The organism is Chlorobaculum tepidum TLS (assembly GCF_000006985.1).
In the GTDB taxonomy this organism is placed as follows: Bacteria; Bacteroidota; Chlorobiia; order Chlorobiales; family Chlorobiaceae; genus Chlorobaculum; species Chlorobaculum tepidum.
Genome location: NC_002932.3, coordinates 797,225 through 820,612 on the forward strand (window position 1 = coordinate 797,225; position 23,388 = coordinate 820,612).

20 protein-coding genes are annotated in these 23,388 nt (G+C 56.1%); 19 read left to right on the forward strand and 1 reads right to left on the reverse strand.

The features are described 5' to 3' along the window. Positions 1–146: 146 nt before the first annotated feature. Positions 147–1,355: a leucine-rich repeat domain-containing protein gene (locus AYT24_RS03910; protein WP_010932517.1), complete on the reverse strand. Its 1,209-nt coding sequence runs from the start codon at positions 1,353–1,355 to the stop codon at positions 147–149. 325 nt (positions 1,356–1,680) lie between these two features. On the opposite strand from AYT24_RS03910, the gene AYT24_RS03915 reads away from it, so the two are divergent. The 19 genes from AYT24_RS03915 (at position 1,681) to sat (ending at position 23,317) form a co-directional block, all read left to right on the forward strand. Further along, positions 1,681–4,056, forward strand: coding sequence for a glycoside hydrolase family 65 protein (locus tag AYT24_RS03915; RefSeq protein ID WP_010932519.1), 2,376 nt, complete (start codon positions 1,681–1,683; stop codon positions 4,054–4,056). Positions 4,057–4,072: 16 nt separating this feature from the next. Next, positions 4,073–5,143 (forward strand): glycosyltransferase family 4 protein, encoded by a 1,071-nt coding sequence (locus tag AYT24_RS03920; RefSeq protein ID WP_010932520.1) that lies wholly within the window; start codon positions 4,073–4,075, stop codon positions 5,141–5,143. A gap of 144 nt (positions 5,144–5,287) precedes the next feature. After that, entirely contained in the window at positions 5,288–8,836 is a 3,549-nt protein-coding gene (gene dnaE, locus AYT24_RS03925; protein ID WP_164926943.1) for a DNA polymerase III subunit alpha, read from the forward strand. 99 nt (positions 8,837–8,935) lie between these two features. Next, complete coding sequence (gene trxA / locus AYT24_RS03930; protein ID WP_010932522.1) at positions 8,936–9,265, forward strand: thioredoxin; 330 nt, start codon at positions 8,936–8,938, stop codon at positions 9,263–9,265. 87 nt (positions 9,266–9,352) lie between these two features. Continuing rightward, a complete protein-coding gene (trxB, locus tag AYT24_RS03935) occupies positions 9,353–10,288 on the forward strand; it encodes a thioredoxin-disulfide reductase (RefSeq protein ID WP_010932523.1) in 936 nt (311 codons plus the stop codon). A 315-nt stretch (positions 10,289–10,603) separates the two neighbouring features. Next, a complete protein-coding gene (locus AYT24_RS03940) occupies positions 10,604–11,077 on the forward strand; it encodes a rhodanese-like domain-containing protein (protein ID WP_010932524.1) in 474 nt (157 codons plus the stop codon). Between the two features lie 173 nt (positions 11,078–11,250). Next, positions 11,251–12,372: a YeiH family protein gene (locus tag AYT24_RS03945; RefSeq protein ID WP_226986861.1), complete on the forward strand. Its 1,122-nt coding sequence runs from the start codon at positions 11,251–11,253 to the stop codon at positions 12,370–12,372. A gap of 372 nt (positions 12,373–12,744) precedes the next feature. Then, the gene (locus AYT24_RS03950) at positions 12,745–12,981 is read left to right on the forward strand and encodes a sulfurtransferase TusA family protein (RefSeq protein ID WP_010932528.1); all 237 of its coding nucleotides are present in this window, start codon (positions 12,745–12,747) and stop codon (positions 12,979–12,981) included. 645 nt (positions 12,982–13,626) lie between these two features. Next, complete coding sequence (locus AYT24_RS03955) at positions 13,627–13,962, forward strand: TusE/DsrC/DsvC family sulfur relay protein (protein ID WP_010932532.1); 336 nt, start codon at positions 13,627–13,629, stop codon at positions 13,960–13,962. Positions 13,963–14,055: 93 nt separating this feature from the next. Next, positions 14,056–15,306 carry a dissimilatory-type sulfite reductase subunit alpha gene (dsrA, locus tag AYT24_RS03960; protein ID WP_010932533.1) on the forward strand — a complete coding sequence of 417 codons (1,251 nt, stop codon included), beginning with the start codon at positions 14,056–14,058 and terminating at the stop codon, positions 15,304–15,306. Between the two features lie 111 nt (positions 15,307–15,417). Continuing rightward, positions 15,418–16,497 (forward strand): dissimilatory-type sulfite reductase subunit beta, encoded by a 1,080-nt coding sequence (gene dsrB / locus AYT24_RS03965; protein ID WP_010932534.1) that lies wholly within the window; start codon positions 15,418–15,420, stop codon positions 16,495–16,497. A 24-nt stretch (positions 16,498–16,521) separates the two neighbouring features. Next, positions 16,522–18,255 (forward strand): NAD(P)-binding protein, encoded by a 1,734-nt coding sequence (locus AYT24_RS03970; RefSeq protein WP_010932535.1) that lies wholly within the window; start codon positions 16,522–16,524, stop codon positions 18,253–18,255. Between the two features lie 73 nt (positions 18,256–18,328). After that, a complete protein-coding gene (gene tusD, locus AYT24_RS03975; RefSeq protein WP_010932536.1) occupies positions 18,329–18,688 on the forward strand; it encodes a sulfurtransferase complex subunit TusD in 360 nt (119 codons plus the stop codon). 2 nt (positions 18,689–18,690) lie between these two features. Then, a complete protein-coding gene (gene tusC, locus AYT24_RS03980; RefSeq protein WP_010932537.1) occupies positions 18,691–19,065 on the forward strand; it encodes a sulfurtransferase complex subunit TusC in 375 nt (124 codons plus the stop codon). A 61-nt stretch (positions 19,066–19,126) separates the two neighbouring features. Continuing rightward, positions 19,127–19,423 (forward strand): sulfurtransferase complex subunit TusB, encoded by a 297-nt coding sequence (gene tusB / locus AYT24_RS03985; RefSeq protein WP_010932538.1) that lies wholly within the window; start codon positions 19,127–19,129, stop codon positions 19,421–19,423. Between the two features lie 381 nt (positions 19,424–19,804). Continuing rightward, entirely contained in the window at positions 19,805–20,692 is an 888-nt protein-coding gene (locus AYT24_RS03990; RefSeq protein WP_226986862.1) for a sulfite exporter TauE/SafE family protein, read from the forward strand. Continuing rightward, positions 20,689–21,123: a hypothetical protein gene (locus AYT24_RS03995; protein ID WP_010932541.1), complete on the forward strand. Its 435-nt coding sequence runs from the start codon at positions 20,689–20,691 to the stop codon at positions 21,121–21,123. The genes AYT24_RS03990 and AYT24_RS03995 overlap by 4 nt, the downstream gene beginning before the upstream one ends. A gap of 69 nt (positions 21,124–21,192) precedes the next feature. After that, positions 21,193–21,702 carry a sulfur carrier protein DsrE2 gene (dsrE2, locus tag AYT24_RS04000; protein WP_010932542.1) on the forward strand — a complete coding sequence of 170 codons (510 nt, stop codon included), beginning with the start codon at positions 21,193–21,195 and terminating at the stop codon, positions 21,700–21,702. Positions 21,703–22,102: 400 nt separating this feature from the next. Next, entirely contained in the window at positions 22,103–23,317 is a 1,215-nt protein-coding gene (gene sat / locus AYT24_RS04005) for a sulfate adenylyltransferase (protein WP_010932543.1), read from the forward strand. The last annotated feature ends 71 nt before the right edge of the window (positions 23,318–23,388 follow it).

Consider the following 23,388-nt stretch of genomic DNA (forward strand, 5'->3'; position numbering starts at 1 on the left):
AACAAAAAGGGTGGGAAACGGGCTAAGAAACAGCCACCATTTCTGGCATCACTTTGACGGCTCCAAACAAGCAAAAAAAGGAAGAGACTCCATTTCGGAAACTCTTCCCCTTTCTCATTCTCTGACAGTCCCTTCAGCCCAATCCGTCATCCATTCGATTTAAGGATCACCTCGCAGGCCGGGTTCAGTTGCATGAAGTGGTCGATTTCGGATTGGGGAATCCTTCCTGCCGACAGCTCCAGTTTTTCGAGGCTCATCAGGTTCATCAGCGGCGCTATCGAGTCAACAAGCGTGCCGGTGATGAAAAGCTCTTCCAGCTCCACAAGTCCCGACAAGGGTTCGAGGGTGTGGATGGCGGTCTGTTCGATGCTCAGCTCCTTGAGCGCCACCAGATTTCTCAGCGGTTCGAGGCTGGTGATGGCCGTGCGGCTGCAACGGAGATATTCGAGATTTTCGAGCCGGGCCAGCGGTTCGAGTGAACTGACGCCGGTGCTGTTGATGCCGAGTTCGGAGAGATTGGTCAGATTTCGGAGCGCTTCGATCGAGGTAATCTCCGTTTTGTAACAGCTCAGCTTTTCGAGTCTGAAAAGCCCGCTGACCGGCGTCAGGTCGCTCACCATCGTCTCGGAGCAGTACAGCTCCTCCAGATTGACCAGAGCGCTGAGCGGTTCGAGGTCGCTGATTTCGGTACTCGATACCCAGAGCAGCTTGAGAGACAGAATATCGCGCAGCGGGTCGAGGGAGGTGAAGTCGCAGTCGAAGGCATACAGGCGTCTGAGGTTGCGGAGGTTCCGCAGCGGTTCGAGGCTTTCGACCGGCGTTTCGTCGCACCGGAGCTGTTCCAGGTTTTCGAGCAGGCTGACCGGCGCGAGGTTGTGGATTCGCATGTTGTTGCATCGGAGGCTGGTGGCGTTCAGAAAATCAAGCAGTTCTTCGTCCGAGGGATCGCGCTGGATTTTCAGGGTGTTTTTGACCACCTCCTTCCAGTCGTTGCCCAGCGCCTTGAACCAGTTGTGCCGCTTCTGCGGGTCTCGCAAGAGCACGGCTCGCGATGTGGCAAGCGCCTCCTGTTCGGCGGCGGTCAGGCGACTGTGGAAGCCCGAGTGCATCGGTCCGGTGTAGTCGTTCGGGAAGTTCACGAGCGGCGATTTGCCTGTGTCGAGGTTTTCGGCCAGGCACCGGATATACCAGTCGGCCTTTTTCTCCTCGATGATCCGGTAGTGCTTTTCGTGATTCTGTTCGTCGAGCGTATTGATGTCTTCGAGAATGTCGTTGCCGCATCTCGGACAGATCGCATTCTGCCGGGTCAGCGGAAAGCCGCAGACCGGACACTGCTTGTAGATATTCTGCTCCAATTAGGTATGGCCTTGAAGGTTGGGTTAGCCTGTGCTATCTTTGCGCAAAATAAGAAAAAAACACCTCAAACCACATCCGGCGGCCCGTGTCGGTTTTTCGTTCTGTGACGCTTAGGGCTCGTCGGCATCGGCAAATTTCGCTGAAACCAGCGGATTGCGAAACCGTGAACTTTCTGGCTTTCCGGCTTTGTTTTTTTTAAGTTCACGGTGGCTAAAGGGCAGACGTTCCTGCAAGGAAGAGCCTGAGCCGGCAACAAGTTTCTCTGTGAAAAGTCGTTAACTGTTCGATCAGCTTGTAATGGGTTTGATGCCCAGAGGAGGGTTCATGACGGGAAGTTCATTGTTAGACGATGGCAAACCGGTGGATGAGCTGGATTCTTTGTTCGAGCTTTCCCCGGAAGAGTGGTTGCTGAGAAAAAAGGGGTTTCGCAAAAGCCCGAAAGCGATTCAGATCAACGAAACCCTGTTGACCACGGGCAACGGCTACCTCAATGTCCGAGGCAGTCTCGAAGAGCTTCCGCCGGGCCATTGTGGCGGCATGTATCTGGCTGGCGTGTATGACAAGTCGGAAGCCGACGTCGAAGAGCTGGTCAAGTGCCCGATGTGGACCGATGTGTCGGTCTGGCACGAGGGAGAGAAGTTCTGCCTGTCGTGCAATCGCGCCCTTGAGCACGAGCAGGTGCTCGACATGAAAAAAGGGATTCTCCACCGCCGCACCACCTTCAAAAACCAGCACGGTAAAATACTGACTCTCGAAACTTCGCGCCTTGTCTTCATGCACGATCCGCATCGCGGCTACATGCGGGTGAAGATCACGCCGAGGAATTTTTCCGGCCAGATCCGCGTCCTCTCCGGGCTGAACGGCGAGGTCTATAACCGGGGATTTTTTCCGCGCGAGCAGTACAAGCACTTGCAGCTTGAACGGATCGAGCGAGGCAGGAACTTCATGTACCTCGAAATGAAGACCCGCGAGCGCGGCATCCGCATCGCCGTCGGCGCGTCGTGGAAGATGATGAACGGGCAGGAGCGGAAGCGCCGCTGGGAGCCGAGGATTTACGGCGAGAAGTTCACCAGCGAGATCACCATTGATGCTTCGAGGGGTCACACTTACGCCTTTGAAAAGCTCGCCGTCGTCATGACCAACCGTGACGTGCCGACGGAACGTGCGCACAACATGATGCGGGAAGCGATTTGCAACCTCCGTTGCTACGTGCGTACCGGTGTGCCGGTCGAGATCGGGCGGCATCTCGATGTGTGGCGTGAACTCTGGAAGCAGGCCGACGTTCGGATTGAAGGCGACGACACCGCCCAGCAGGCGCTTCGCTACAACATCTACCAGCTGCTCATCAACGGCCCGTCAAAGCCTGGCCCTATCGGAGCGAAATTCCTCAGCTCGGAGGGGTACATGGGTCACGTGTTCTGGGATACCGAAATTTTCATTTTGCCCTTCTACATCTACAATTTTCCGTCGATGGCGCGCAACATCTTGATGTATCGTTGCAACACCCTGCCCGGCGCGATGATGAACGCCTCGAAGTCGGGTTGTGAGGGTGCCCGCTTTGCCTGGGAGTCGGCCACGACCGGCGAGGATGTGACGCCACGTTTTGCCTCCAAGCTCGAAAAAACCATCCGCCTGATTTACACCGGCATGGAGGAGGAGCATATTGTCTCCGACGTCATTTACGGTGTGGAGCGCTACTTCAGGGTGACCGGCGACGAGAGTTTCCTCTTGCATTGTGGGCTGGAGATGGTGTTTCTGACAGCGCGTTACTGGGCAAGCCGGGTGACGAAGGTGGGCGAGCATTACGAAATTCACAAGGTGATCGGGCCGGATGAATTTCACGAGCACGTCAACAACAACGCCTACACGAACTGGCTGGTCAAATGGCACTTGCGGCTGGCCTCGATGCTTTTCAGGCATGTCAGGAAAACCGCGCCGGAGGCGTTGCAGGAGGTTGCGGGAAAGATCGCGCTCCGCGACGACGAACCGGCTCGCTGGCTCGAGATCAGCCGTAAGCTCAAATTCAGCCAGGAGGCCGAAACGGGTCTGGTCGAGCAGTTCGACGGCTACTTCGATCTCAAGGATCGCGTGATCGAACGCTACGACCGTTCGGGCAATCCGGTGCTTCCGGCGGGCGTGACCTACCGGAACATCGGACGCACCCGGCTCATCAAGCAGGCCGATGTGCTGCTTATGATGCTGCTCTTCCCTCATTCGTTCAGTTTCGAGGAGAAAAAGGTCAACTACGACTTCTATGAACCGCGCACGGTGCACAAGTCCTCCCTGAGCCATTGTACCTACGCCATGATGGGGCTTGCCGTCTCCGAGCGCAACAATGCTTACCGCTACTTCATGAAGACCGCGCAGTTCGACCTCGAAAACCTGCACAACAACACCGAGCTCGGCATCCACGCGGCTTCGGTTGGCGGAAGCTGGCAGACGGTCATTCACGGTTTTGCGGGACTGACGCTCAAATCCGACCGCATCGTGATCAATCCGTGGCTGCCAAAAAAATGGGAGCGCCTGTCGTTCAGGGTGCGGTGGCGCGAACGCGATGTTTATCTCGATATCACCCATAGCGAGGTGTCGATAAGGATCGATGCTGTTTCGGATGTGACGCTGCCCTGCACGCTGTACGGCCAAAATTACAAAATCAGGACAAACAAGCCCTATACCCTTCAATACTGTCTGTCAAAATGACGAAAAGGCCACTTCCATGAAAAAGCTTAGAATTGCGCAGGTTTCCCCCCTGATTGAAAGCGTGCCGCCGAAGAAATATGGGGGCACGGAGCGGGTTGTTTACTACCTCACCGAGGGGCTGGTCGAGCGGGGCCATGAGGTGACGCTGTTTGCCTCTGGGGACTCCGCCACCAGTGCCCGCCTGATTGCGCCGGTGAAAGAGAGCCTCCGGCTTGGGCGGAAAATCCATTCGACCACCATCATGCACATGCTGATGCTCTCGAAGGTGTACGAAGAGATGGCCGGGGAGTTCGACATCATCCATTCGCATCTCGAATATCTGACCCTGCCTTATGCCAGCTGTTCCCGGACGCCGACGGTGCTGACCATGCATGGACGGCTCGATCTTCCTGACTATGCTGACATTCTGAAGCGATACAGCTCTATGGCTTGGGTGTCGATCAGCGACTCGCAGCGCGCGCCGGTGCCGGATATCAACTGGGTCGGCACGATCTATCACGGCTATCCGGAGAATCTGTTCGAATTCAATCCCGATCCGGAAGACTACTTTCTCTACCTCGGTCGTTTTTCGGAGGAGAAGCGGCCCGACGAGGCGATCCGGCTGGCAAGGGCGTGCAAAATTCACCTCAAGCTGGCCGCCAAGATCGATACCGCCGACAAGGCATATTTCAAAGCCAAAGTCGAACCGCTACTTGACAGTCCCTATATCGAATATGTCGGCGAGGTGGGCGACAGCCGGAAAGGGGAACTGCTCAGGAACGCCAAAGCGCTGCTTAACACCATCGACTGGCCCGAGCCGTTCGGACTGGTGATGATCGAAGCGCTCGCCTGCGGCACGCCGGTCATCGTGCGGCGCTGCGGCTCCAGCCCTGAGGTGATTACTCACGGCGTCACCGGTTTTATTTGTGATAGCCAGCTCGATTTCATCAGGGCGATCCACAATATTGGCACGATTTCACGAATTGCGTGCAGGCGTGAATTCGAGCAGCGCTTTACCCTCCGTCACATGGTTGACAATTATGAAACCCTGTACCGAAAAGTCATTGCTGCTTCATCGGCCACTGATTCACTCTCTTCGCTGCCATAGCCAAACAATGGTCAGGAGCTACCTCTCGAAGCTCAATTTTGATCTTGCAGGAACGGCTCGAAAAGTTATTATGATGGATGACGTGCCGGGACGGAGGATGATTTCCGCGCCGTCCGGCGATTGCAACCTGACTTGAGAAGCGCCTTGGAGTTCGTTCATCTTCACACCCACACCCACTATTCGATGCAGAGCAGCCCGATCTTTCCGGGCGATCTTTTCGCGGCCTGTAAAAAGCAGGGTATGACGGCGGTTGCCGTGACCGATTACGGTGCGATGTTTAACATGCCGGAGCTGTTCGGTCAGGCGAAGAAGGCTGAGGTGAAGCTGATCATGGGGGCGGAGATTTATCTGGCTGGCACCGGCTCGCGTGACAGCGGCAAACCGGCTACGCTCATCCTGCTCATTCGCGACGACATCGGTTACCGCAACATGTGCGTCATCCTGTCACGGGCAGCGCGGGACGGCTTTTCCAACGGGTTACCGCACGTGGATCGCTCCGTGCTCGAAGAGTGCCGCGACGGGCTGGTCTGCCTCTCGGCGGCGCACTCCGGCCTGATTGGTCGCGCGCTGCTCTCCGGCAATGAAACCGAAGCTGCGAATTTCGCGAACTATTATCGCGATCTTTATGGCGAGCACTTCTACCTCGAACTCCAGAAGCATGGTGCGCCGTACGAGGAGCAGCTCGTGCCGGGCACCATCCGCCTCTCGGAACAGCTCGGCATTCCGCTCGTGGCGACCAACAACGTGCACTACCTCGACCGGCGTGACTCGGGCTGCTACCGCGCCATGATCGCCAACCGCACCAAGCAGCGGCTCAACAGCCAGAATCTTCAATGCCTCCCAGGCCACGAGAACTACTTCAAGTCGGCTGCGGAGATGAGCTTGCTCTTCGACAACGCTCATGGCGAACTCGACAACACGGTGAAGATTGCCGAGGCCTGCTCCTACACCTTCATCAACAAGGATCCGCATTTGCCGAAATTCCCGCTTCCCGAAGGTTTCGACAGCGAGAAGGAGTATCTGCGCCACCTGACCTGGGAAGGGGCAAAGGAGAAGTACGGCGCAGCGGATGGCACAATTCCGGAGGAGGTGAAGGCGCGCATCGAACTGGAACTTGGCGTCATCGAGAAGATGGGTTACAGCGCCTACTTCCTGATCGTCAGCGATCTCATCGCCGCGTCGCGAAAAATGGGCTACTCGGTCGGCCCCGGACGCGGCTCGGCGGCGGGCAGCATCATCGCCTACCTGACTGGCATCACCCGGATCGATCCGTTGAAGTACAAGCTGCTGTTTGAGCGCTTCCTCAATCCGGAGCGTATTTCAATGCCCGATATCGATATCGATTTTACGCCGGTCGGCAAGCAGAAGGTTCTCGATTACACTGTGCAGAAGTATGGTGCAGAGAGCGTGGCGAAGGTTGTCGCCATCGGTACGCTTGGCGCAAAGGCGGCCATCCGCGATGCAGGGCGCGTGCTCGACGTGCCGCTCAAGGCGGTCGACCAGCTCGCCAAGCTGGTGCCGTCGAGGCCGGGCACGTCGCTCGAAGACGCCTTCCGTGAGGTCAAGGAGCTGAAGCGGCTCGTCGATACCGATCCGCAGTACCAGCAGCTCGTGCAGTACGCGCGGGCGATGGAGGGGCGGGCGCGTAACGTCTCGATGCACGCGGGTGCGGTGGTCATCACCGATGGCGCGCTCGAAGAACAGGTGCCGCTCTACGTTTCCAACAAGATTGAAACCGAGGAGCGCAAGTACGCCGACGAGTTCGATCAGAACGACATCGACGGCACGAAGGCCGAAAGCAGCGACGAGAAGCAGGTCGTCACCCAGTTCGACAAGAACTGCATCGAGCAGGCGGGCCTGCTCAAGATCGACTACCTCGGCCTCGAAACCCTCGCCGTGATCGATGAAACCCTGCGGCTCATCAAGAAGCGCCACGGCATCGACATCGATCTCGAAAAGGTGCCGATGGATGACCGCAAGACCTTCCGCATCTTTCAGGAGGGCAAGATGGCCGGCATCTTCCAGTTCGAGTCCTCCGGGATGCAGAGCTACATGATGCGCCTTCAGCCAACCACCATCGGCGACATCATCGCCATGAGCGCCCTCTACCGTCCGGGCGCGCTCAACGCCGTGATCGACGAGCACCGCAACGCGGTCGATCTGTTCATTGACCGCAAGCACGGTCGCGAGGAGATCGACTACATGCACCCGATGCTCGAGGAGATTCTCAAGGAGACTTACGGCGTCATCGTCTATCAGGAGCAGGTGATGCAGATTTCGCAGGTGATGGGGCGCTTCTCGCTTGGTAAGGCGGATAACCTACGCAAGGCGATGGGTAAGAAGGATCCGAAGCTGATGCAGAAGTTCAAGGAGGAGTTTGTCGAGGGCGCGGCGAGCATCGATGTCAACAAGGCGCTCGCCACGCGCATCTTCGACCTGATGGCCGAGTTCGCGGGCTACGGTTTCAATAAGAGCCACTCGGCGGCTTACGGCGTACTGGCCTACTGGACGGCCTATCTCAAGGCGCACTACACCATCGAGTTCATCACGGCGATTCTGAACAGCGAGATCGGCGACACTGAGCGCATGAAGCATCTTACCGACGAGGCCAAGGGGTTTGGCATCTTTATGCTTCCGCCGTCGATCAACAAAAGCGACGCGCTCTTCTCGGTTGAAGAGCACAAGGGGCGGCCTTGCATCCGCGTCGGCCTTAGCGCTATCAAGCAGGTGGGAGGGGGAGCGAGAGCGGTGGTGGCTGCGAGACTGCGGCGCGATGGCAAACCCTTCCTCAACCTTTTCGATCTAACCGCCTCGGTTGATCTTCGCGCCATGAACCGCAAGGCGCTCGAATGCCTTATTCAGGCCGGAGCGCTCGACGAGATCGATCCCAACAGGGGTAAGTTGCTTGCCAACGTTGACAAGGCGATCAAGTTCGGGCAGATTCAGAACAAGGCGGTGACGCTTGGCCAGGGAGGCTTTTTCAACGATGACTTCAGCGACGGGCAGGCGGGCGTACACTATCCCGACCTCGACAACGCCGAGCCGATGCCGGAGAGCGAGAAGCTTCAGTACGAGAAGCGGCTGGTCGGCTTCTACCTGAGCCACCATCCGCTCGACCGCTTCCGGCGCGACTGGGAGGCCTTCGCCAGCCTCACGCTCGACAAGCGCGACGTGACGCCGTCAAAGCTCTACAAGGCGATTGGCGTGATCGTTTCGGTCAAGCCCTATCAGGATCGCAAAGGCAAGCAGATGCTCTTCGGCGTGCTTGAAGATTTCACCGGCAAGGCGGACTTCACGGTTTTCGCCAGCGTTTACGAGCAGTATCACCATATGCTCAAAACAGACGAGGTGGTGATGCTCAGCGTTGAAGCCGAGGTGAAGGACGGCGGCCTTAAGCTGCTGGTGCGCGAGGTCGCGCCGCTCAAGAAGGTGCGCTCCGCACTGGTCAAAAAGGTGGTGCTGCGTATCGATGCCGACGACGCCAGTCAGCTCGGCAAGCTGCAACAGGTGCGCGAAATTTTCGAGAAGCACAAAGGTGGCACGCCGGTCGATTTCGAGGTGCGTGCCACCATCGGATCGTGCAACGAAACCCTGAAGCTCTTTGCCCGCAACACGCCAATCGAGGCCGATGACGAGGTGCTCGACCAGCTCGAAGAGATTCTCGGGCCGGATAATGTTAGAATTACGGGATAAATTTCAGGCATTTGTTGCCAAGTTGCATTTTATTCAATTATATTTGCACAGAGTAATGGTATGTCTCTTATCAATTGTTAACCCTTTATTTGAGAACTTATGAGTGGAAAATATTTCGAGGCGACTGACCAGAATTTTCAGGCAGAAATTCTTAATTCCGATAAAGTTGCGCTGGTCGATTTCTGGGCTGCATGGTGTGGTCCGTGCATGATGCTCGGCCCGGTCATCGAGGAACTTGCCGGTGATTACGAAGGCAAAGCCATCATCGCCAAACTCAACGTCGATGAGAACCCGAACACCGCCGGCCAGTACGGCATCCGCAGCATTCCCACCATGCTGATCATCAAGGGTGGCAAGGTTGTTGACCAGATGGTTGGCGCTCTGCCTAAGAACATGATCGCCAAGAAGCTCGACGAGCATATCGGCTGATCTTCCATCCGTTTCTATTCTTTGCTATCCCGGTTCAAGCCGGGATAGTTTTGTTATAATCCCAACCCTACCTCCCGGAGACAAACGATGGACAAAGATATCAGGGACGTCGTCATCATCGGAACCGGCCCTGCCGGATATACTTCTGCCATTTACACCGGACGGGCCAATCTCAAGCCGCTGGTCATCGAGGGGCCCCAGCCCGGCGGGCAGCTCATGATTACCACCGATATCGAGAACTTTCCCGGTTTTCCCGAAGGCATTCCCGGCCCGGAGCTGATGGGCAGAATGCGTGAACAGGCAGCACGTTTTGGCGTCGAGTTCCAGTTTGGCAGCATCACTGAAGTCGATGTGTCGCGCAGTCCCTTCTCTCTGATGCTCGACAATGGCCAGGAGATTCTCGCCAGAACGCTCATTATTGCCACCGGGGCGAACGCCAAATGGCTTGGCATCGAATCGGAGGAGAAGTACCGCGGGCGCGGCGTATCGGCGTGTGCAACCTGCGACGGATTCTTTTTTCGCAACTGCCGCGTGTTCGTGGTTGGCGGTGGCGATACGGCGATGGAGGAGGCGCTTTACCTCACCAAGTTCGCTTCGGAGGTTGTGCTGGTGCATCGCCGCGAGGAGTTCCGCGCTTCCAAGATCATGAGCCTGCGGGCGAGCAAGAACGAGAAGATCACCACGATGCTCAACCAGGTGGTCGATGAGATTCTCGGTGACGATATGAAGGTGACCGGCATCAGGCTCAAAAACGTCAAGACCGGCGAGCTGACCGAACATGCCTGTGATGGCGTTTTCATAGCGATCGGCCATGAGCCGAACGCCAAACTTTTCAAAGGCCAGCTCGACATGGACGATTACGGCTACATTCTCACCAAAGATCACTCCACAGAGACCAGTGTCAAAGGCGTTTTCGCCTGCGGCGACGTGCAGGACTTCACATACCGCCAGGCTGTTACTGCCGTCGGCACCGGCTGCATGGCCGCCATCGAAGCCGAACGGTTCCTCGAATCGATACGTTGACCGTTATCCCTTGTCCGGCAAAACCGGGGTTTTGAAGCTCCCGGTTTTGCCTTGCTTTTGCTTTGCCTGAAGCGGTCTCGGTTCAGCCTCCCAACGTAAAGGGTTTTATCGCAATTAGCTTGTCCTGGGTTGTATGCCTGCCGGTGCGTTGAGTAGTATATTTACTCCTGTCCGTCGGCAGAGTGAGTAAGTGATGATATTCTGCGTCATAGCAGAGTCTTTCTGTTTGTCTTAAAGGGATTTTCGTTTGTCAGGCAAGGGAGAGCTTTTCTTTTTTTGTGTTTTGAGCGTATTAACAATAACAGCTTATCAGCTATGGTTCGTTTTATAGAACTGGTTCGGCATTGTCTGCTGGATGTCAGGGAAATCCTGCCGTGGGACCTTGTGGATCGTTTGAAAGAGAATCCCGGCCTGCTCATTCTCGATGTTCGTGAGCCGAACGAATTTGATGCCATGCACATTGCCGGTTCTCTCAACGTGCCGCGCGGCATACTCGAGTCGGCCTGCGAATGGGACTTCGAAGAGACGGAGCCTGAACTGGTCAATGCACGGCAGCGCGAAATAGTGGTGGTTTGCCGGTCGGGCCATCGCAGCATTCTTGCCTCGCATTCACTGCAAGTACTGGGTTATGAAAACGTCGTTTCGCTCAAATCGGGACTGCGCGGCTGGAACGACTACGAGGAGCCGCTGGTGAACAAGGCGGGCGAGGTGGTCGATCCTGATTTTGCGGATCAATACTTTACTGCCAAGCTTCGAGCCGATCAGATGCGCCCCAAGAGAGCTTCCTGAAAGGTCTCGGTGAGCTTATGTTACTGTGTGATCATATAGTGATTTTTCTTCTTGCCTTCGAGCGTTCTTTTTTTATTTTTATTCCGCAATCTCACGATTGTTTTCATCGAAGAGCACCTGGGCTCAGCATTCCGGGAATCAGTAACACACATTGACATTAAAGGAGGAGCCTGATGGGGAACAAGACGCACGACCATGACGAGGTCATTGATAAATCGTTGAAACATGTCGATACGGAAATTCCAACCGAGGAGCAGATTCACGAGGCTGAAAAATTTGGATTCCACGGCCAGGTTCAAGCGGCAAAAATCAGGTTTGACAGATACTTTCCCGGTGTTCTGGCATCGATAACCGTTGCGGCCGCGGCTACCTTTCTCTCTGATCACTACGGCGCGCCGACGATGCTCTTCGCGCTGCTCATTGGCATGGCGTTTCGTTTTCTCTCCGAAGATGAGAGCCGGGCGCTGGTCGGCATCCAGTTCGCTTCCACCACAGTGCTTCGCATTGGCGTTGCGCTGCTCGGTATGCGCATCACCCTCGGTCAGATCCAGTCGCTTGGCGTTAAGCCGGTTGTGATGGTCTTTTTCTCGGTACTGCTCACTATTTTGTTCGGTCTGGCGCTCTCCAAAATGATGGGGCGCGGGAAACGTTTCGGCGTACTGACCGGCGGCAGCGTTGGCATCTGCGGCGCTTCCGCAGCGCTGGCTATTGCCGCCGTTTTACCCCAGGACGAGTACAGCGAGCGCAATACCATTTTCACGGTCATCAGCATCACCGCGCTGAGCACGCTGGCTATGATCGCCTATCCGGTCGTCGCTCAATGGTTCGGGCTCGACCATCAGGCCGCGGGTATTTTTCTCGGTGGTACGATTCATGACGTAGCGCAGGTGGTCGGTGCCGGTTATTCCGTATCGGAGCAGACCGGTGACACGGCGACCGTTATCAAGCTGCTCAGGGTGTCCATGCTGGTGCCGGTCGTATTTATTCTTTCACTCATTTTTCATAAGAGAAACCAGAAAGACGGAAATGCGCCCAGGCGCACGCTCCTGCCGCCATTCATCATTTTCTTCGTGCTGTTTGTCGGAATCAACAGCCTCGGCGTTGTGCCTAAACCGGCCACTCAGTTCATCAACGATGTCTCCCGCTGGTGCCTGGTTACAGCCATTGGTGCACTCGGCATGAAAACGTCGCTGAAATCGCTGTTCGAGGTTGGCTGGAAGCCGGTTTCGATCATGATCGCGGAGACGGTGTTTCTCGCTGTGCTTGTGCTCGGCTCGGTGGTCTGGATGTCATAACCGTGCCCGGCGGTGTGCCAGTTACTTGGTCAAAAGGCTATGGGTCGGCAGAAAAAGAATGCATGCTTTTTGGTACGTTTTTCTTGCTTGACATATGCGTTGCGTATGGTTTTTGCTTTGACCTGAACGGGTTTATTTGTTTTACCTTGATCAATTATTTTTTTTGCCAAATTCCTATTGCGTTCACTGGGCCTTTGAATGGACAAGGCTTTCACCTGAGAGCCGCAATACACCCCGGATGCAATCATCATAGCCGGAAAATCAGTAAAAGACTTTTCGGCTTCCCCGTAGCATTGTAATCAAATGCGAGTGGGGCGCTGTTTTTTGTTACAGGAAAGACAATCTCCAAGCAATTTCAACAAGGAGTTTTTTATGAGCGGAATCGCAAGTGATCTGGAGCTGAACTGTGAAGGCCTGAACTGTCCTTTGCCGATCCTCAAGACCAAAAAAGCCATCGACAACTTGCAGAGCGGCCAGGTGCTCAAAATGATCGCCACCGATCCCGGTTCGGTCAACGACATGGCGTCATGGGCGAAGCGTACCGGCAACGATCTGATCGAGCACACCGAAGACGGTGGCAAGCATATTTTTTATATCAAGAAAAAATAATGCGGCGCGGCGCTCTCTTTTTTGCCTCAGGTCGTGGAGAGCGCCGTTTCTGAACATCTTGGGTCTGACCGGGGGTTTTTTGTATCGCTTTTTGGAATCCCGGTTTTCTGAACAGTTCTGACACATGATGATCGGTCATCATGGCGAGCCTGAAACCACAGCCATGCCGATGCCATGAAGCATCGATTGTCCCGGAGCTGCGAAGAGCTGTGATACCGTTGAACAGGTGACGGCTGTTTCGTGATTCTGCGTCACCGGTTTCAGCCCGGGACCATGCTGTTCAGCGTAGATTTTTTCTTTCCGATTTTCTCTGCTTTTAGAGCACACTCTTTTCTTTTTTGATTGCCCTGCGGGAGTCTTGAACAGGACGCTTCATGCCTGAAAACGATCGTCATCGGGTCTCATGTGTTGTTAATACATGTACTTGGCAGAGTTGCAGAAAAAAGCAGCGGTGAGTTTGAAATATGGTATTAATTAACTATATATTCATATAGTGGGGACGGTATTCTGCGCGTTGCACAAAACGCGGTCTGCTTTATCAATCAGCATCCTTTGAATCGGCGTTGTTTTCTTTTTGAAAGGAAGTCTTTTGTCCGGCTCAGGATCAACTATCACAATTACCACAATTAAAGGGAGTGTATCATTATGGCAATTGAAGTCAATGGCATGAGCGTCGAGACGGACGAGAACGGCTACCTGGTGAATCTGGATGACTGGACGGAGGAGGTCGCGGTAAAGATTGCCGAAGATGAAGGTATCGCGATGGAAGCGGGTCACTGGGATCTGGTGAAGTTCCTTCGCAACTACTACAAGGAGTACCAGATAGCACCTGCCGTGAAGGTGTTGACCAAGGCGGTGGCCAGCGAAAAAGGCATGGACAAGAAAGAGGCGTCGGAGTTCCTGTACGCGCTGTTCCCGAAAGGCCCGGCATTGCAGGCCTGCAAGATAGCCGGTCTTCCCAAACCGACCGGCTGCGTCTGAGACGCGCCGGGAGAGGCAACCCCACAACGAAATGGCCGGCGATCTAGGAGTGGACGTCGGCCCACAAAGTATCTGAGAACCAAAGGAGGCAACATGAGTGCTAACGACAGCGCTGTGAACGAGTCGTGTCATTGCGGCGGATGCGGATCATCGGGCAACGGCAAGTTCCTGAACGAAACGCCGATGCTCGACCAGCTTGAAAGCGGTCCGTGGCCCAGCTTCATTTCGGGCTTCAAGGCGCTTGCGGAGCGGACAGAGAAACCGATGCTGCGGGGCGTGCTGGACCAGCTCGAATATTCTTACAAGACCAAGATGGGCTACTGGAAAGGCGGTCTGGTCACGGTAGACGGCTACGGCGCCGGTATCATCACGCGCTACTCGATGATCAAGGACAAATTTCCCGAAGCCGCCGAATTCCACACGATGCGCATCCAGCCGGCCCCGGGCCTACATTACAACACCACGATGCTGCGCGAACTGTGCGACATCTGGGAGAAATACGGCAGCGGCATCATCACCTTGCACGGCCAGACCGGCGACATCATGCTGCAGGGCATCGAGCAGGACAAAGTCCAGGCGTGCTTCGACGAGCTCAACCAGAAAGGGTGGGACCTCGGCGGCGCCGGCGCCGGCATGCGAACCGGCGTCTCGTGCATCGGGCCAGGCCGCTGCGACAACGCCTGCTACGACAACCTCAAGCTGCACCTCGAAGCGCTCAAGCACTTCTCCCCGCAGGTGCACCGCCCCGAATGGAACTACAAGCTGAAATTCAAATTCTCCGGCTGCCCGAACGACTGTACCAACGCGATCATGCGCTCCGACCTGGCGGTCATCGGCACCTGGCGTGACTCGATCCAGATTGACCACGACGAAGTCAAGGCATGGATCGCCGAGAAGGGGGTGGATGCGCTGGTCAACAACGTCATCAACCGCTGCCCGACCAAAGCGATCCGCTTGCAAGACGGCGACATCGACATCTCGACGCGCGACTGCGTTCGCTGCATGCACTGCATCAACGCCATGTCCAAAGCGCTCTCGCCGGGCAAGGACAAGGGCATCGCGCTGCTCATCGGCGGCAAGAACACGCTGAAAGTGGGCGTCAACATGGGCTCGCTCATCGTGCCGTTCATGAAGATGGAAACCGACGAAGACCGCGAAGCCTTCATCGAACTGATCGAAGAGATCATCGACTGGTGGGACGACGCCGGCCTCGACCACGAGCGCATCGGCGAAACCATCGAGCGCGTGGGCCTGAAACAGTTCCTCGACGGCGTCGGCATCGAGTACGACATCAACCAGATCTCGCGCCCGAGAGACAACCCGTATTTCAAAGCCAAGTACTGAGAGCCGTCTCTCTGGAGATCACCAGAGAGGGCGACAAAACAACAGCACAAACTCAGCCGCACCGGCTCCCGCAACCGGAGAGCCGGTGCGCATCAACCTACAGGAACGAGCATGAGCAGTCAGGAAAGAACCTGGAAGACCATAGAATCGGGCCCGCACACCTACGAAGAGGCGCTGCATCCGGTGGTCAGGAAAAACTACGGCAAGTGGAAATACCATGAAATCCCGAAACCGGGGGTCTTGAAGCACGTCGCCGAAAGCGGCGACACCATCTGGACGGTCCGCGCCGGCACGCCGCGTCAGGACACGGTCGATATGGTGCGCCAGCTGTGCGACGTCGCCGACAAATACAGCGACGGCTTTCTGCGCTTCACGGTGCGCAACAACGTCGAATTTCTGACGCCGAACGCCGAAAACGTCGAACCGATGATTGCCGAACTCGAATCGCTCGGCTTCCCGGTCGGCGGCACCGGCATGTGCGTCTCAGCCGTTTCGCACACCCAGGGCTGGCTGCACTGCGACATTCCGGCCACCGACGCCTCGGGCGTGGTCAAGTCGATGATGGACACGGTGTACAACGAATTCAAGGACATGCAGATGCCCAATAAAGTGCGCCTGTCCACCTCGTGCTGCTCGATCAACTGCGGCGGCCAGGCCGACATCGCCGTCGTTGTCAAGCACACCCGTCCCCCGCGCATCAACCACGACCACCTCGTCAAGACCTGCGAGCTTCCCAAAGCGGTCGCCCGCTGCCCGGTCGCGGCGATCCGCCCGACGGTCGTCAATGGCAAGAAAACGCTCATGGTTGACGAAGCCAAGTGCATCTGCTGCGGCGCCTGCTTCGGCGCCTGCCCGGCCATGGAGATCAACCACCCCGAGCACTCCAAGTTTGCCGTCTGGGTCGGCGGCAAAAACAGCAACGCCCGCTCGAAGCCCTCGACCATGAGCCTTGTGGCGCACAACCTGCCGAACAACCCGCCGCGCTGGCCGGAAGTGACCGACGTCGTCGGCCGCATCCTGACCGCCTACAAAGCCGGAGGCCGCCCATGGGAGCGCATCGGTGAATGGATCAACCGGATCGGCTGGAAACGGTTCTTCGAAGAGACCGGCCTCGAGTTCGACGACAACATGATCGACAGCTACCGTCACGCCCGAACCACCTTCAACCAGTCGGCGCACATCCGTTTTTAAGCTGAAAAGCAAAGGAGCAACCTCATGAATGCAGAATCAAACCCGATTCTCGATTTTGCGACAGAGTACGTCTACCCTGCCTTCAGCGAACTGACAGGGACCGACAAGATCGTCGCCTTTGGGGATCACAGCCACAAATGCCCGATCTACGTACCGCAGACCCCGCCCTGCACCGCCGAGTGCCCGGCAGGCGAAGACATCCGGGCCATCAACCGTTTTCTGAACGGCACCGACCCGTCGGACGACCCGCTGAAATCGGCCTGGGAAACGGCCACCGACACCAACCCCTTCCCGGCGGTGATGGGGCGCATCTGCCCGCACCCGTGCCAGAGCAAGTGCAATCGCGGCGTGCACGACGAAAGCGTGGCCATCAACGCCGTCGAGCAGGTGCTCGGCAACTACGGCATCGAGCACAACCTCAAACTCAAAGGCCCCGGTGCCGACACCGGCAAGCGGGTCGCCATCATCGGTGGCGGCCCGGCGGGACTCTCCGCCGCCTACCAGCTGCGCCGCAAAGGCCACGCCGTCACCATCTACGACGCCAACGAAAAGCTCGGCGGCATGGTGCTCTACGGCATCATGGGCTACCGCGTAGATCGCAAAGTGCTCGAAGCCGAAATCGGGCGCATCATCGAACTCGGCGTCGAGACGAAGATGGGCGTCACCATCGGCAAGGACATCACCCTCGAACAGCTCGAAGCGGAGTACGACGCGGTCTTCATCGCCGTCGGCGCACAGAAGGGAAGAGCTCTTCCCGTGCCCGGCTTTGAAGGCACGCCCGGCGCCACCAACGCCATCGACTTCCTGAAAAGCTACGAAGTGCTGGGCGATGACATTCCGGTCGGCAAGCACGTGGTGGTGATCGGCGACGGTAACGTATCGATGGACGTCGCGCGTCTGGCGCTGCGTCTCGGCTCGCAAGCCACCATCATCTCCGGCGTGCCGCGCGAAGAGATGGCCTGCTTCGAGAACGAATTCGACGACGCCAAAAACGAAGGCACAACGATGCACTTTCTCACCGGCACGGTAGAAGTGCTCGGCGGAGCGAGTGGCGTCACCGGCCTGCGTTGCACAAAGATGGTCAAAAAGGAGAAAGGCGAGGAAGGCTGGAACTCCCCGATTCCGTTCCTGCGCTACAAAAGCAATGGCGAAAGCTTCGAGATCGAAGCGGACATGGTGGTGGCGGCCATCGGCCAGGCGACCGACCTGTCGGGCCTCGGCAGTGCGGCCAGCGGCCCGTGGCTCAAGGTTGACCGCAACTTCCGGATTCCGGGCCGCGAAAAGCTCTTCGGCGGCGGCGACGCCCTGAAGGTCGATCTCATCACCACGGCGGTGGGTCACGGCCGCAAAGCCGCCTACGCCATCGACGCCTTCCTGAAAGGCGAACCGATGCCGGAGGAGCCGTATCGCGAGATCACCAAGCCGCACAAGCAGGACCTGCTCTACTTCCTGCATACGCCGCAGGCAAAACGCACCAGCATCAAGCCGGAGGTGGTGGTGGGCAACCACGACGAACTGCTCGAAGCGCTGACGCCCGAACAAGCCGTCACCGAATCGAAGCGGTGCATGAGCTGCGGGTTCTGCTTCGACTGCAAGCAGTGCGTCTCGTTCTGCCCGCAGGAGGCGATCACGCGCTTCCGCGACAACCCGGCAGGTGAAAAAGTCTATACCAACTACGCAAAATGCGTCGGCTGCCACCTCTGCTCCCTGGTCTGCCCCTGCGGCTACATCCAGATGGGCATGGGCGACGGACTGTGAGCTGGCTGGTGCTGAAAACAGCCTGTCATCGTATATTCAGATTTTCTTCAACCTCTCAAGAAAGAACCGACGAATGAACATAGGAATTCTGCTCAAGGAGGGACCTTACAACCATCAGGCGGCTGATACGGCATACAAGTTTGCCGAGGCGGCTATCGCGAAAGGGCACAAGGTCGATGCCATTTTCTTGTACAATGACGGCGTCATCAACGCGACCAAACTCGGCGATCCGCCGCAGGATGACCGCAACATCGCCGCCCGCTGGACGGAGCTGAACCAGAAGCACGGCGTCGAAGTGCTCGCCTGCATTGCGGCCTCGAAGCGCCGCGGCATCAACGACGATGTGATGATCGACGGCGCTGAAATCACCGGCCTCGGCACCCTGACCGACATCGCAATCCGTAACGACAGACTTTTAACCTTCGGAGACTGAACATGAGTGAAGAACAGGATATCAAGAAGATCATGCACGTGATGCGCCGCGCGCCCCATGGTTCGATCTACACCTATGAAGGCCTTGAAATGATTCTTATCATGGCGGCTTACGAACAGGATCTCTCCGTAGCTTTCATCGGAGACGGCGTTTACGCTCTGAAAAAAGATCAGGACACCGCCGGCATTGGCATCAAGGGTTTCTCCAAGACATTCATGGCGCTCGATGGTTACGATGTGGAAAAACTCTATGTGGACAAGCAGTCTCTCGAAGAGCGTGGTTTGACCGAAGATGACCTGCTCGTTGATGTCGAGGTTATGGACTCCTCGAAGATCGGACGCCTGATGAACGAACAGGATGTCGTCATTCACCATTGAACCGGCCCGCGATTTCCTGGGCTGAATAACGAGCAAAGAACACAGAAACGTAACTTACATCATGTTACATACCATCAATAAATCTCCGTTTGAAAACAACACCTTCACTACCTGCGTCCGGTTCCTTCAGCCGGGAGACCCCGTGCTCTTCATCGAGGACGGCGTCTATGCGGTACAGGCAGGTAACCGGTTCGGCGCGCTGATCCAGTCCGTCCTGAAGAAGAACAATCCAGTCTATGCCCTCAAGCCCGATCTCGACGCTCGCGGTATTTCCGCTATCGCCGAGGGGGTGAAGACGGTCGATTATGCCGGTTTCGTCGATCTGGTCGAAGAGCACCAGGTCAACAGCTGGCTGTAATCTTTTCGGAACATTGCTGTTCTCCCGGTTTGCCGACGGGATATTATTTCTGTTGGCGAACCGGTATTAAAGTGGCGCGATTTGCCGGTGCGGTTTTAGCGCTGAATTTGTACGGCACATAATAAGAAATACTGCTGCGTTTATAAAGAAATGCGTTCTTTTCAATGATTTCAGAAACGTATTTCCCTGCTTCACTCAGGAATAATGGCGGATAAATCATATACAAAATGATTTTACTTCAGCGCATTCTGGATTCAGGGCATCCCCGAACGGGAACGTCACGGAATCAATATGTTTGTCCTAACATAAAAACCTGTTTTCATGGTTTTTAAACAGATCAGAAACTGGATTGTTCCGGGTGTTCTTGGCTTGTTGCTATTGATGATGCCAGATATATCATTTGCCGACGGTACTACCCAGATTGCAGCGACGGCGTGGTGGGTTTGGGTGCTGGTGCTTTTCGTCTTCTCCTTTTTGCTTGGCATTGTGGCCGTGCTGGCCGGTGTCGGTGGCGGCGTGCTTTTCGTGCCGATCGTCAGTGGTTTTTTCCCATTTCATATCGATTACGTCCGTGGAGCGGGGCTTCTCGTGGCTCTTGCGGGGGCGCTTTCCGCCGGGCCGCCGCTGCTCAGAAAAGGGATAGCTGATCTCAAGCTCGGTTTGCCGATGGCACTTGTCGGTTCGATCAGCTCCATTGCCGGCGCTCTGATGGGGTTGGCGATGCCTGCAAAAAACGTGCAGCTTCTGCTCGGTATCGTGATTCTCGGTATTACCGCGATCATGCTCAAGGCCGGAAAGTCCGGATACCCCGAAGTGAAGGAGCCAGACGCTCTGTCGAAAATGCTCGGCATCTCCGGATGCTATTTCGAGGAGTTTGGTCAGCACGAGGTTTCGTGGCAGGTACACAGGACGCTGGTTGCAACGGTGCTGTTTTTCATCATCGGCTTCATCGGCGGCATGTTCGGCCTTGGCGCCGGATTCGCCAACGTGCCGGTTTTCAACCTGCTCATGGGCGTTCCGCTGAAGGTTGCCGTGGCAACCAGCGGTTTGGTGCTTTCGATCAACGGGTCGGCGGCGGCCTGGGTCTATATGTTCAATGGGGCCGTGCTTCCGATCATTGCCGTACCCGCCGTTGGCGGCATGATGCTCGGCTCGAAGATCGGTGCGAAACTGTTGCCGAAGGTCAACACCAGAACCATACGGATGATTGTCATCACCATTCTGGCGCTTTCGGGTTTTCGTTCATTGCTGAAAGGGATGGGGGGATGAATCAGGGCAAACCCGAAAAGCTCTACGCCGACAGCGTACAGCTCGCGTACGCGAAAACCCTTGAATTCGTATCGCACGCGATCATCATTTTGATGGCGATCGGCTTCATACTCTATGTTTTCCGGTTGCTGCCGCTCACCGTTCCGGTGGAAACGGTTGCGGCGAACTGGCATCTGAATGCCACGAAACTGCAGGTGAAAATTCACCATCACTGCGGGTGGAGCTGCTTCGAGGATGTGCACACCTTCATGCACGGAGACGCTGTCAGTTACGCATCGGTGGTTTTTCTTTCCCTGGCGACCATGATTTGCCTGGCGACGTCCACCATGGCTTTTTTCAGGGAGAAAAATCGCATCTACCTCGTGATAACGATTTTGCAGATTCTTGTGCTGCTCGTGGCGGCCAGTGGCAAGCTGACCTCCGGTCACTGACAGGCGACAGGGCTGCGGCTGGTATGGGTAAAAATTCTCAAAAACGATAAACCAGAAAATTCATCACCTATGTCTGATACCAAAAAACTCGCGATTATTGCGTCCAAGGGAACCCTTGACTGGGCCTATCCTCCCTTCATTCTTGCTTCAAGCGCCGCGGCGATGGATATGGAAGCCGTGGTGTTTTTCACCTTCTACGGTCTTCCGCTGCTAAAAAAAGAGATCGACGCCAAGGTGACGCCGGTTGGCAATCCCGCCATGCCGATGCACATGCCCTTCGGCAGCAAGGAGTTCCAGTCGATCAACTGGCCGATTCCCAATTTCATTTCGGGCAACATTCCCGGATTCGACACGATGGCGACCATGCTGATGAAGGAGACCTTCAAAAAGAAGGGGGTTGCTACCGTTGAGCAGCTTCGCGAGATATGCCTTGAGTCGGGCGTCAGGTTTATTGCCTGCCAGATGACCATGGAGGTGTTTGGCTTCGACAAGTCGGAATTCATCGAAGGCGTCGATTATGGCGGCGCAGCCTCGTTCCTGGAGTATGCGGCGGAGGCCAACATCTCGCTCTTTATCTGACCAGAAAAAAGTTCCTGGAATAAGCGGTAACGCTTTCGGTTCTCGAAATTATTTTGCATAATTACATACTCATTTATCGGAAGACTGTCTCTCCCGCATTTTGCTTGCGCCTTTCGGTGTCGTGTTATCATCAGGCGTGAAGGGGTTTACTACAGGTAAAACCCTCAGTTTAAGATTGCGCTGCGGAGTGATGACTACTGCTACCAGGCATCGCAGAGCACGGCGGGAGGAAACCGGCAAAGTTCAGTCTGTCCGCCGTTTTTTGGCTATGGAGTTTGGTAAATACAGCAGGATTCCATAACACAAATTTTGTTTTTTATCGCCCGCACAGGTATGCCTTCAGCCGCTCGACGACAGTAACATGCATGATCCTCAATAACTCTTATTCAAAAGGAGTCTCATGGCGTTAGTCAATCCACATGGCAAGGAAAAGGTTTTAAAGCCGCTTTTGCTGACTGGTGACGAACTGGTAAGCGAAAAGGAGCGGGCCAAATCCATGAAGCAGGTCAGGCTCTCTTCGAGGGAGACAGGCGACCTGATCATGCTCGGTATCGGCGGCTTCACTCCGCTGACCGGTTTTATGGGCCATGCAGACTGGAAGGGAAGCGTCGAAACGTGCACGATGGCTGATGGCACCTTCTGGCCTATCCCGATCACCCTTTCGACCTCGAAAGAGCAGGCCGACACCATCGCTATCGGTGAAGAGGTGGCTCTGGTCGATGACGAGTCGGGCGAGTTGATGGGGAGCATGAAGGTCGAGGAGAAGTACTGCATCGACAAGGCTCACGAGTGCCGTGAAGTGTTCAAGACCGACGATCCGGCTCACCCCGGCGTCCTGATGGTCATGAACCAGGGCGATGTCAACCTCGCGGGGCCGGTCAAGGTCTTCAGCGAAGGTTCGTTCCCGACCGAGTTCGCGGGCATCTACATGACTCCCGCACAGACCCGTAAAATGTTCGAGGAGAATGGCTGGAGCACGGTTGCCGCCTTCCAGACCCGCAACCCCATGCACCGTTCCCACGAATACCTCGTCAAGATCGCCGTCGAAATCTGCGACGGTGTACTCATTCACCAGCTTCTCGGCAAACTTAAGCCGGGCGATATTCCCGCAGACGTCAGACGCGACTGTATCAACGTTCTGACCGAAAAATACTTCGTCAAGGGCACCACCATCCAGGCGGGCTATCCGCTTGATATGCGCTATGCCGGTCCGAGGGAGGCTTTGCTCCATGCGCTTTTCCGCCAGAACTTCGGTTGCAGCCACCTGATCGTCGGACGTGACCACGCAGGCGTTGGTGACTACTACGGCCCCTTCGATGCGCACCATATCTTCGACCAGATTCCGGAGGGCGCGCTTGAAACCAAGCCGCTGAAGATTGACTGGACATTCTACTGCTACAAGTGTGACGCCATGGCGTCGATGAAAACCTGCCCGCATGAACCGGCCGACAGACTCAATCTGAGCGGCACGAAGCTCAGGAAGATGCTCTCCGAAGGCGAGGAGGTGCCCGAGCACTTCAGCCGTCCGGAGGTGCTTGAGATTCTCAGGCGCTACTATGCCGGTCTGACCGAGAAGGTTGACATCAAGATGCATTCCCACGCGATCGGGAAATGACGGTTTTCCGGGAAACCGGGATACCCTGTTTTTTTATCTCACTTATATCCAATGGCTTCGTAAATCGCGGG

Bases quoted from the DNA above. Each gene is read 5' to 3' on its own strand.
- dsrA (WP_010932533.1), top strand. From the start codon at position 14,056: ATGAGTGCTAACGACAGCGCTGTGAACGAGTCGTGTCATTGCGGCGGA.
- AYT24_RS03955 (WP_010932532.1), top strand. From the start codon at position 13,627: ATGGCAATTGAAGTCAATGGCATGAGCGTCGAGACGGACGAGAACGGC.
- tusD (WP_010932536.1), top strand. From the start codon at position 18,329: ATGAACATAGGAATTCTGCTCAAGGAGGGACCTTACAACCATCAGGCG.
- AYT24_RS03995 (WP_010932541.1), top strand. From the start codon at position 20,689: ATGAATCAGGGCAAACCCGAAAAGCTCTACGCCGACAGCGTACAGCTC.
- trxB (WP_010932523.1), top strand. From the start codon at position 9,353: ATGGACAAAGATATCAGGGACGTCGTCATCATCGGAACCGGCCCTGCC.
- tusB (WP_010932538.1), top strand. From the start codon at position 19,127: ATGTTACATACCATCAATAAATCTCCGTTTGAAAACAACACCTTCACT.
- AYT24_RS03990 (WP_226986862.1), top strand. From the start codon at position 19,805: ATGATGCCAGATATATCATTTGCCGACGGTACTACCCAGATTGCAGCG.
- dsrE2 (WP_010932542.1), top strand. From the start codon at position 21,193: ATGTCTGATACCAAAAAACTCGCGATTATTGCGTCCAAGGGAACCCTT.
- AYT24_RS03920 (WP_010932520.1), top strand. From the start codon at position 4,073: ATGAAAAAGCTTAGAATTGCGCAGGTTTCCCCCCTGATTGAAAGCGTG.
- sat (WP_010932543.1), top strand. From the start codon at position 22,103: ATGGCGTTAGTCAATCCACATGGCAAGGAAAAGGTTTTAAAGCCGCTT.
- trxA (WP_010932522.1), top strand. From the start codon at position 8,936: ATGAGTGGAAAATATTTCGAGGCGACTGACCAGAATTTTCAGGCAGAA.
- AYT24_RS03940 (WP_010932524.1), top strand. From the start codon at position 10,604: ATGGTTCGTTTTATAGAACTGGTTCGGCATTGTCTGCTGGATGTCAGG.
- AYT24_RS03915 (WP_010932519.1), top strand. From the start codon at position 1,681: ATGACGGGAAGTTCATTGTTAGACGATGGCAAACCGGTGGATGAGCTG.
- AYT24_RS03970 (WP_010932535.1), top strand. From the start codon at position 16,522: ATGAATGCAGAATCAAACCCGATTCTCGATTTTGCGACAGAGTACGTC.
- dsrB (WP_010932534.1), top strand. From the start codon at position 15,418: ATGAGCAGTCAGGAAAGAACCTGGAAGACCATAGAATCGGGCCCGCAC.
- AYT24_RS03945 (WP_226986861.1), top strand. From the start codon at position 11,251: ATGGGGAACAAGACGCACGACCATGACGAGGTCATTGATAAATCGTTG.
- tusC (WP_010932537.1), top strand. From the start codon at position 18,691: ATGAGTGAAGAACAGGATATCAAGAAGATCATGCACGTGATGCGCCGC.
- AYT24_RS03950 (WP_010932528.1), top strand. From the start codon at position 12,745: ATGAGCGGAATCGCAAGTGATCTGGAGCTGAACTGTGAAGGCCTGAAC.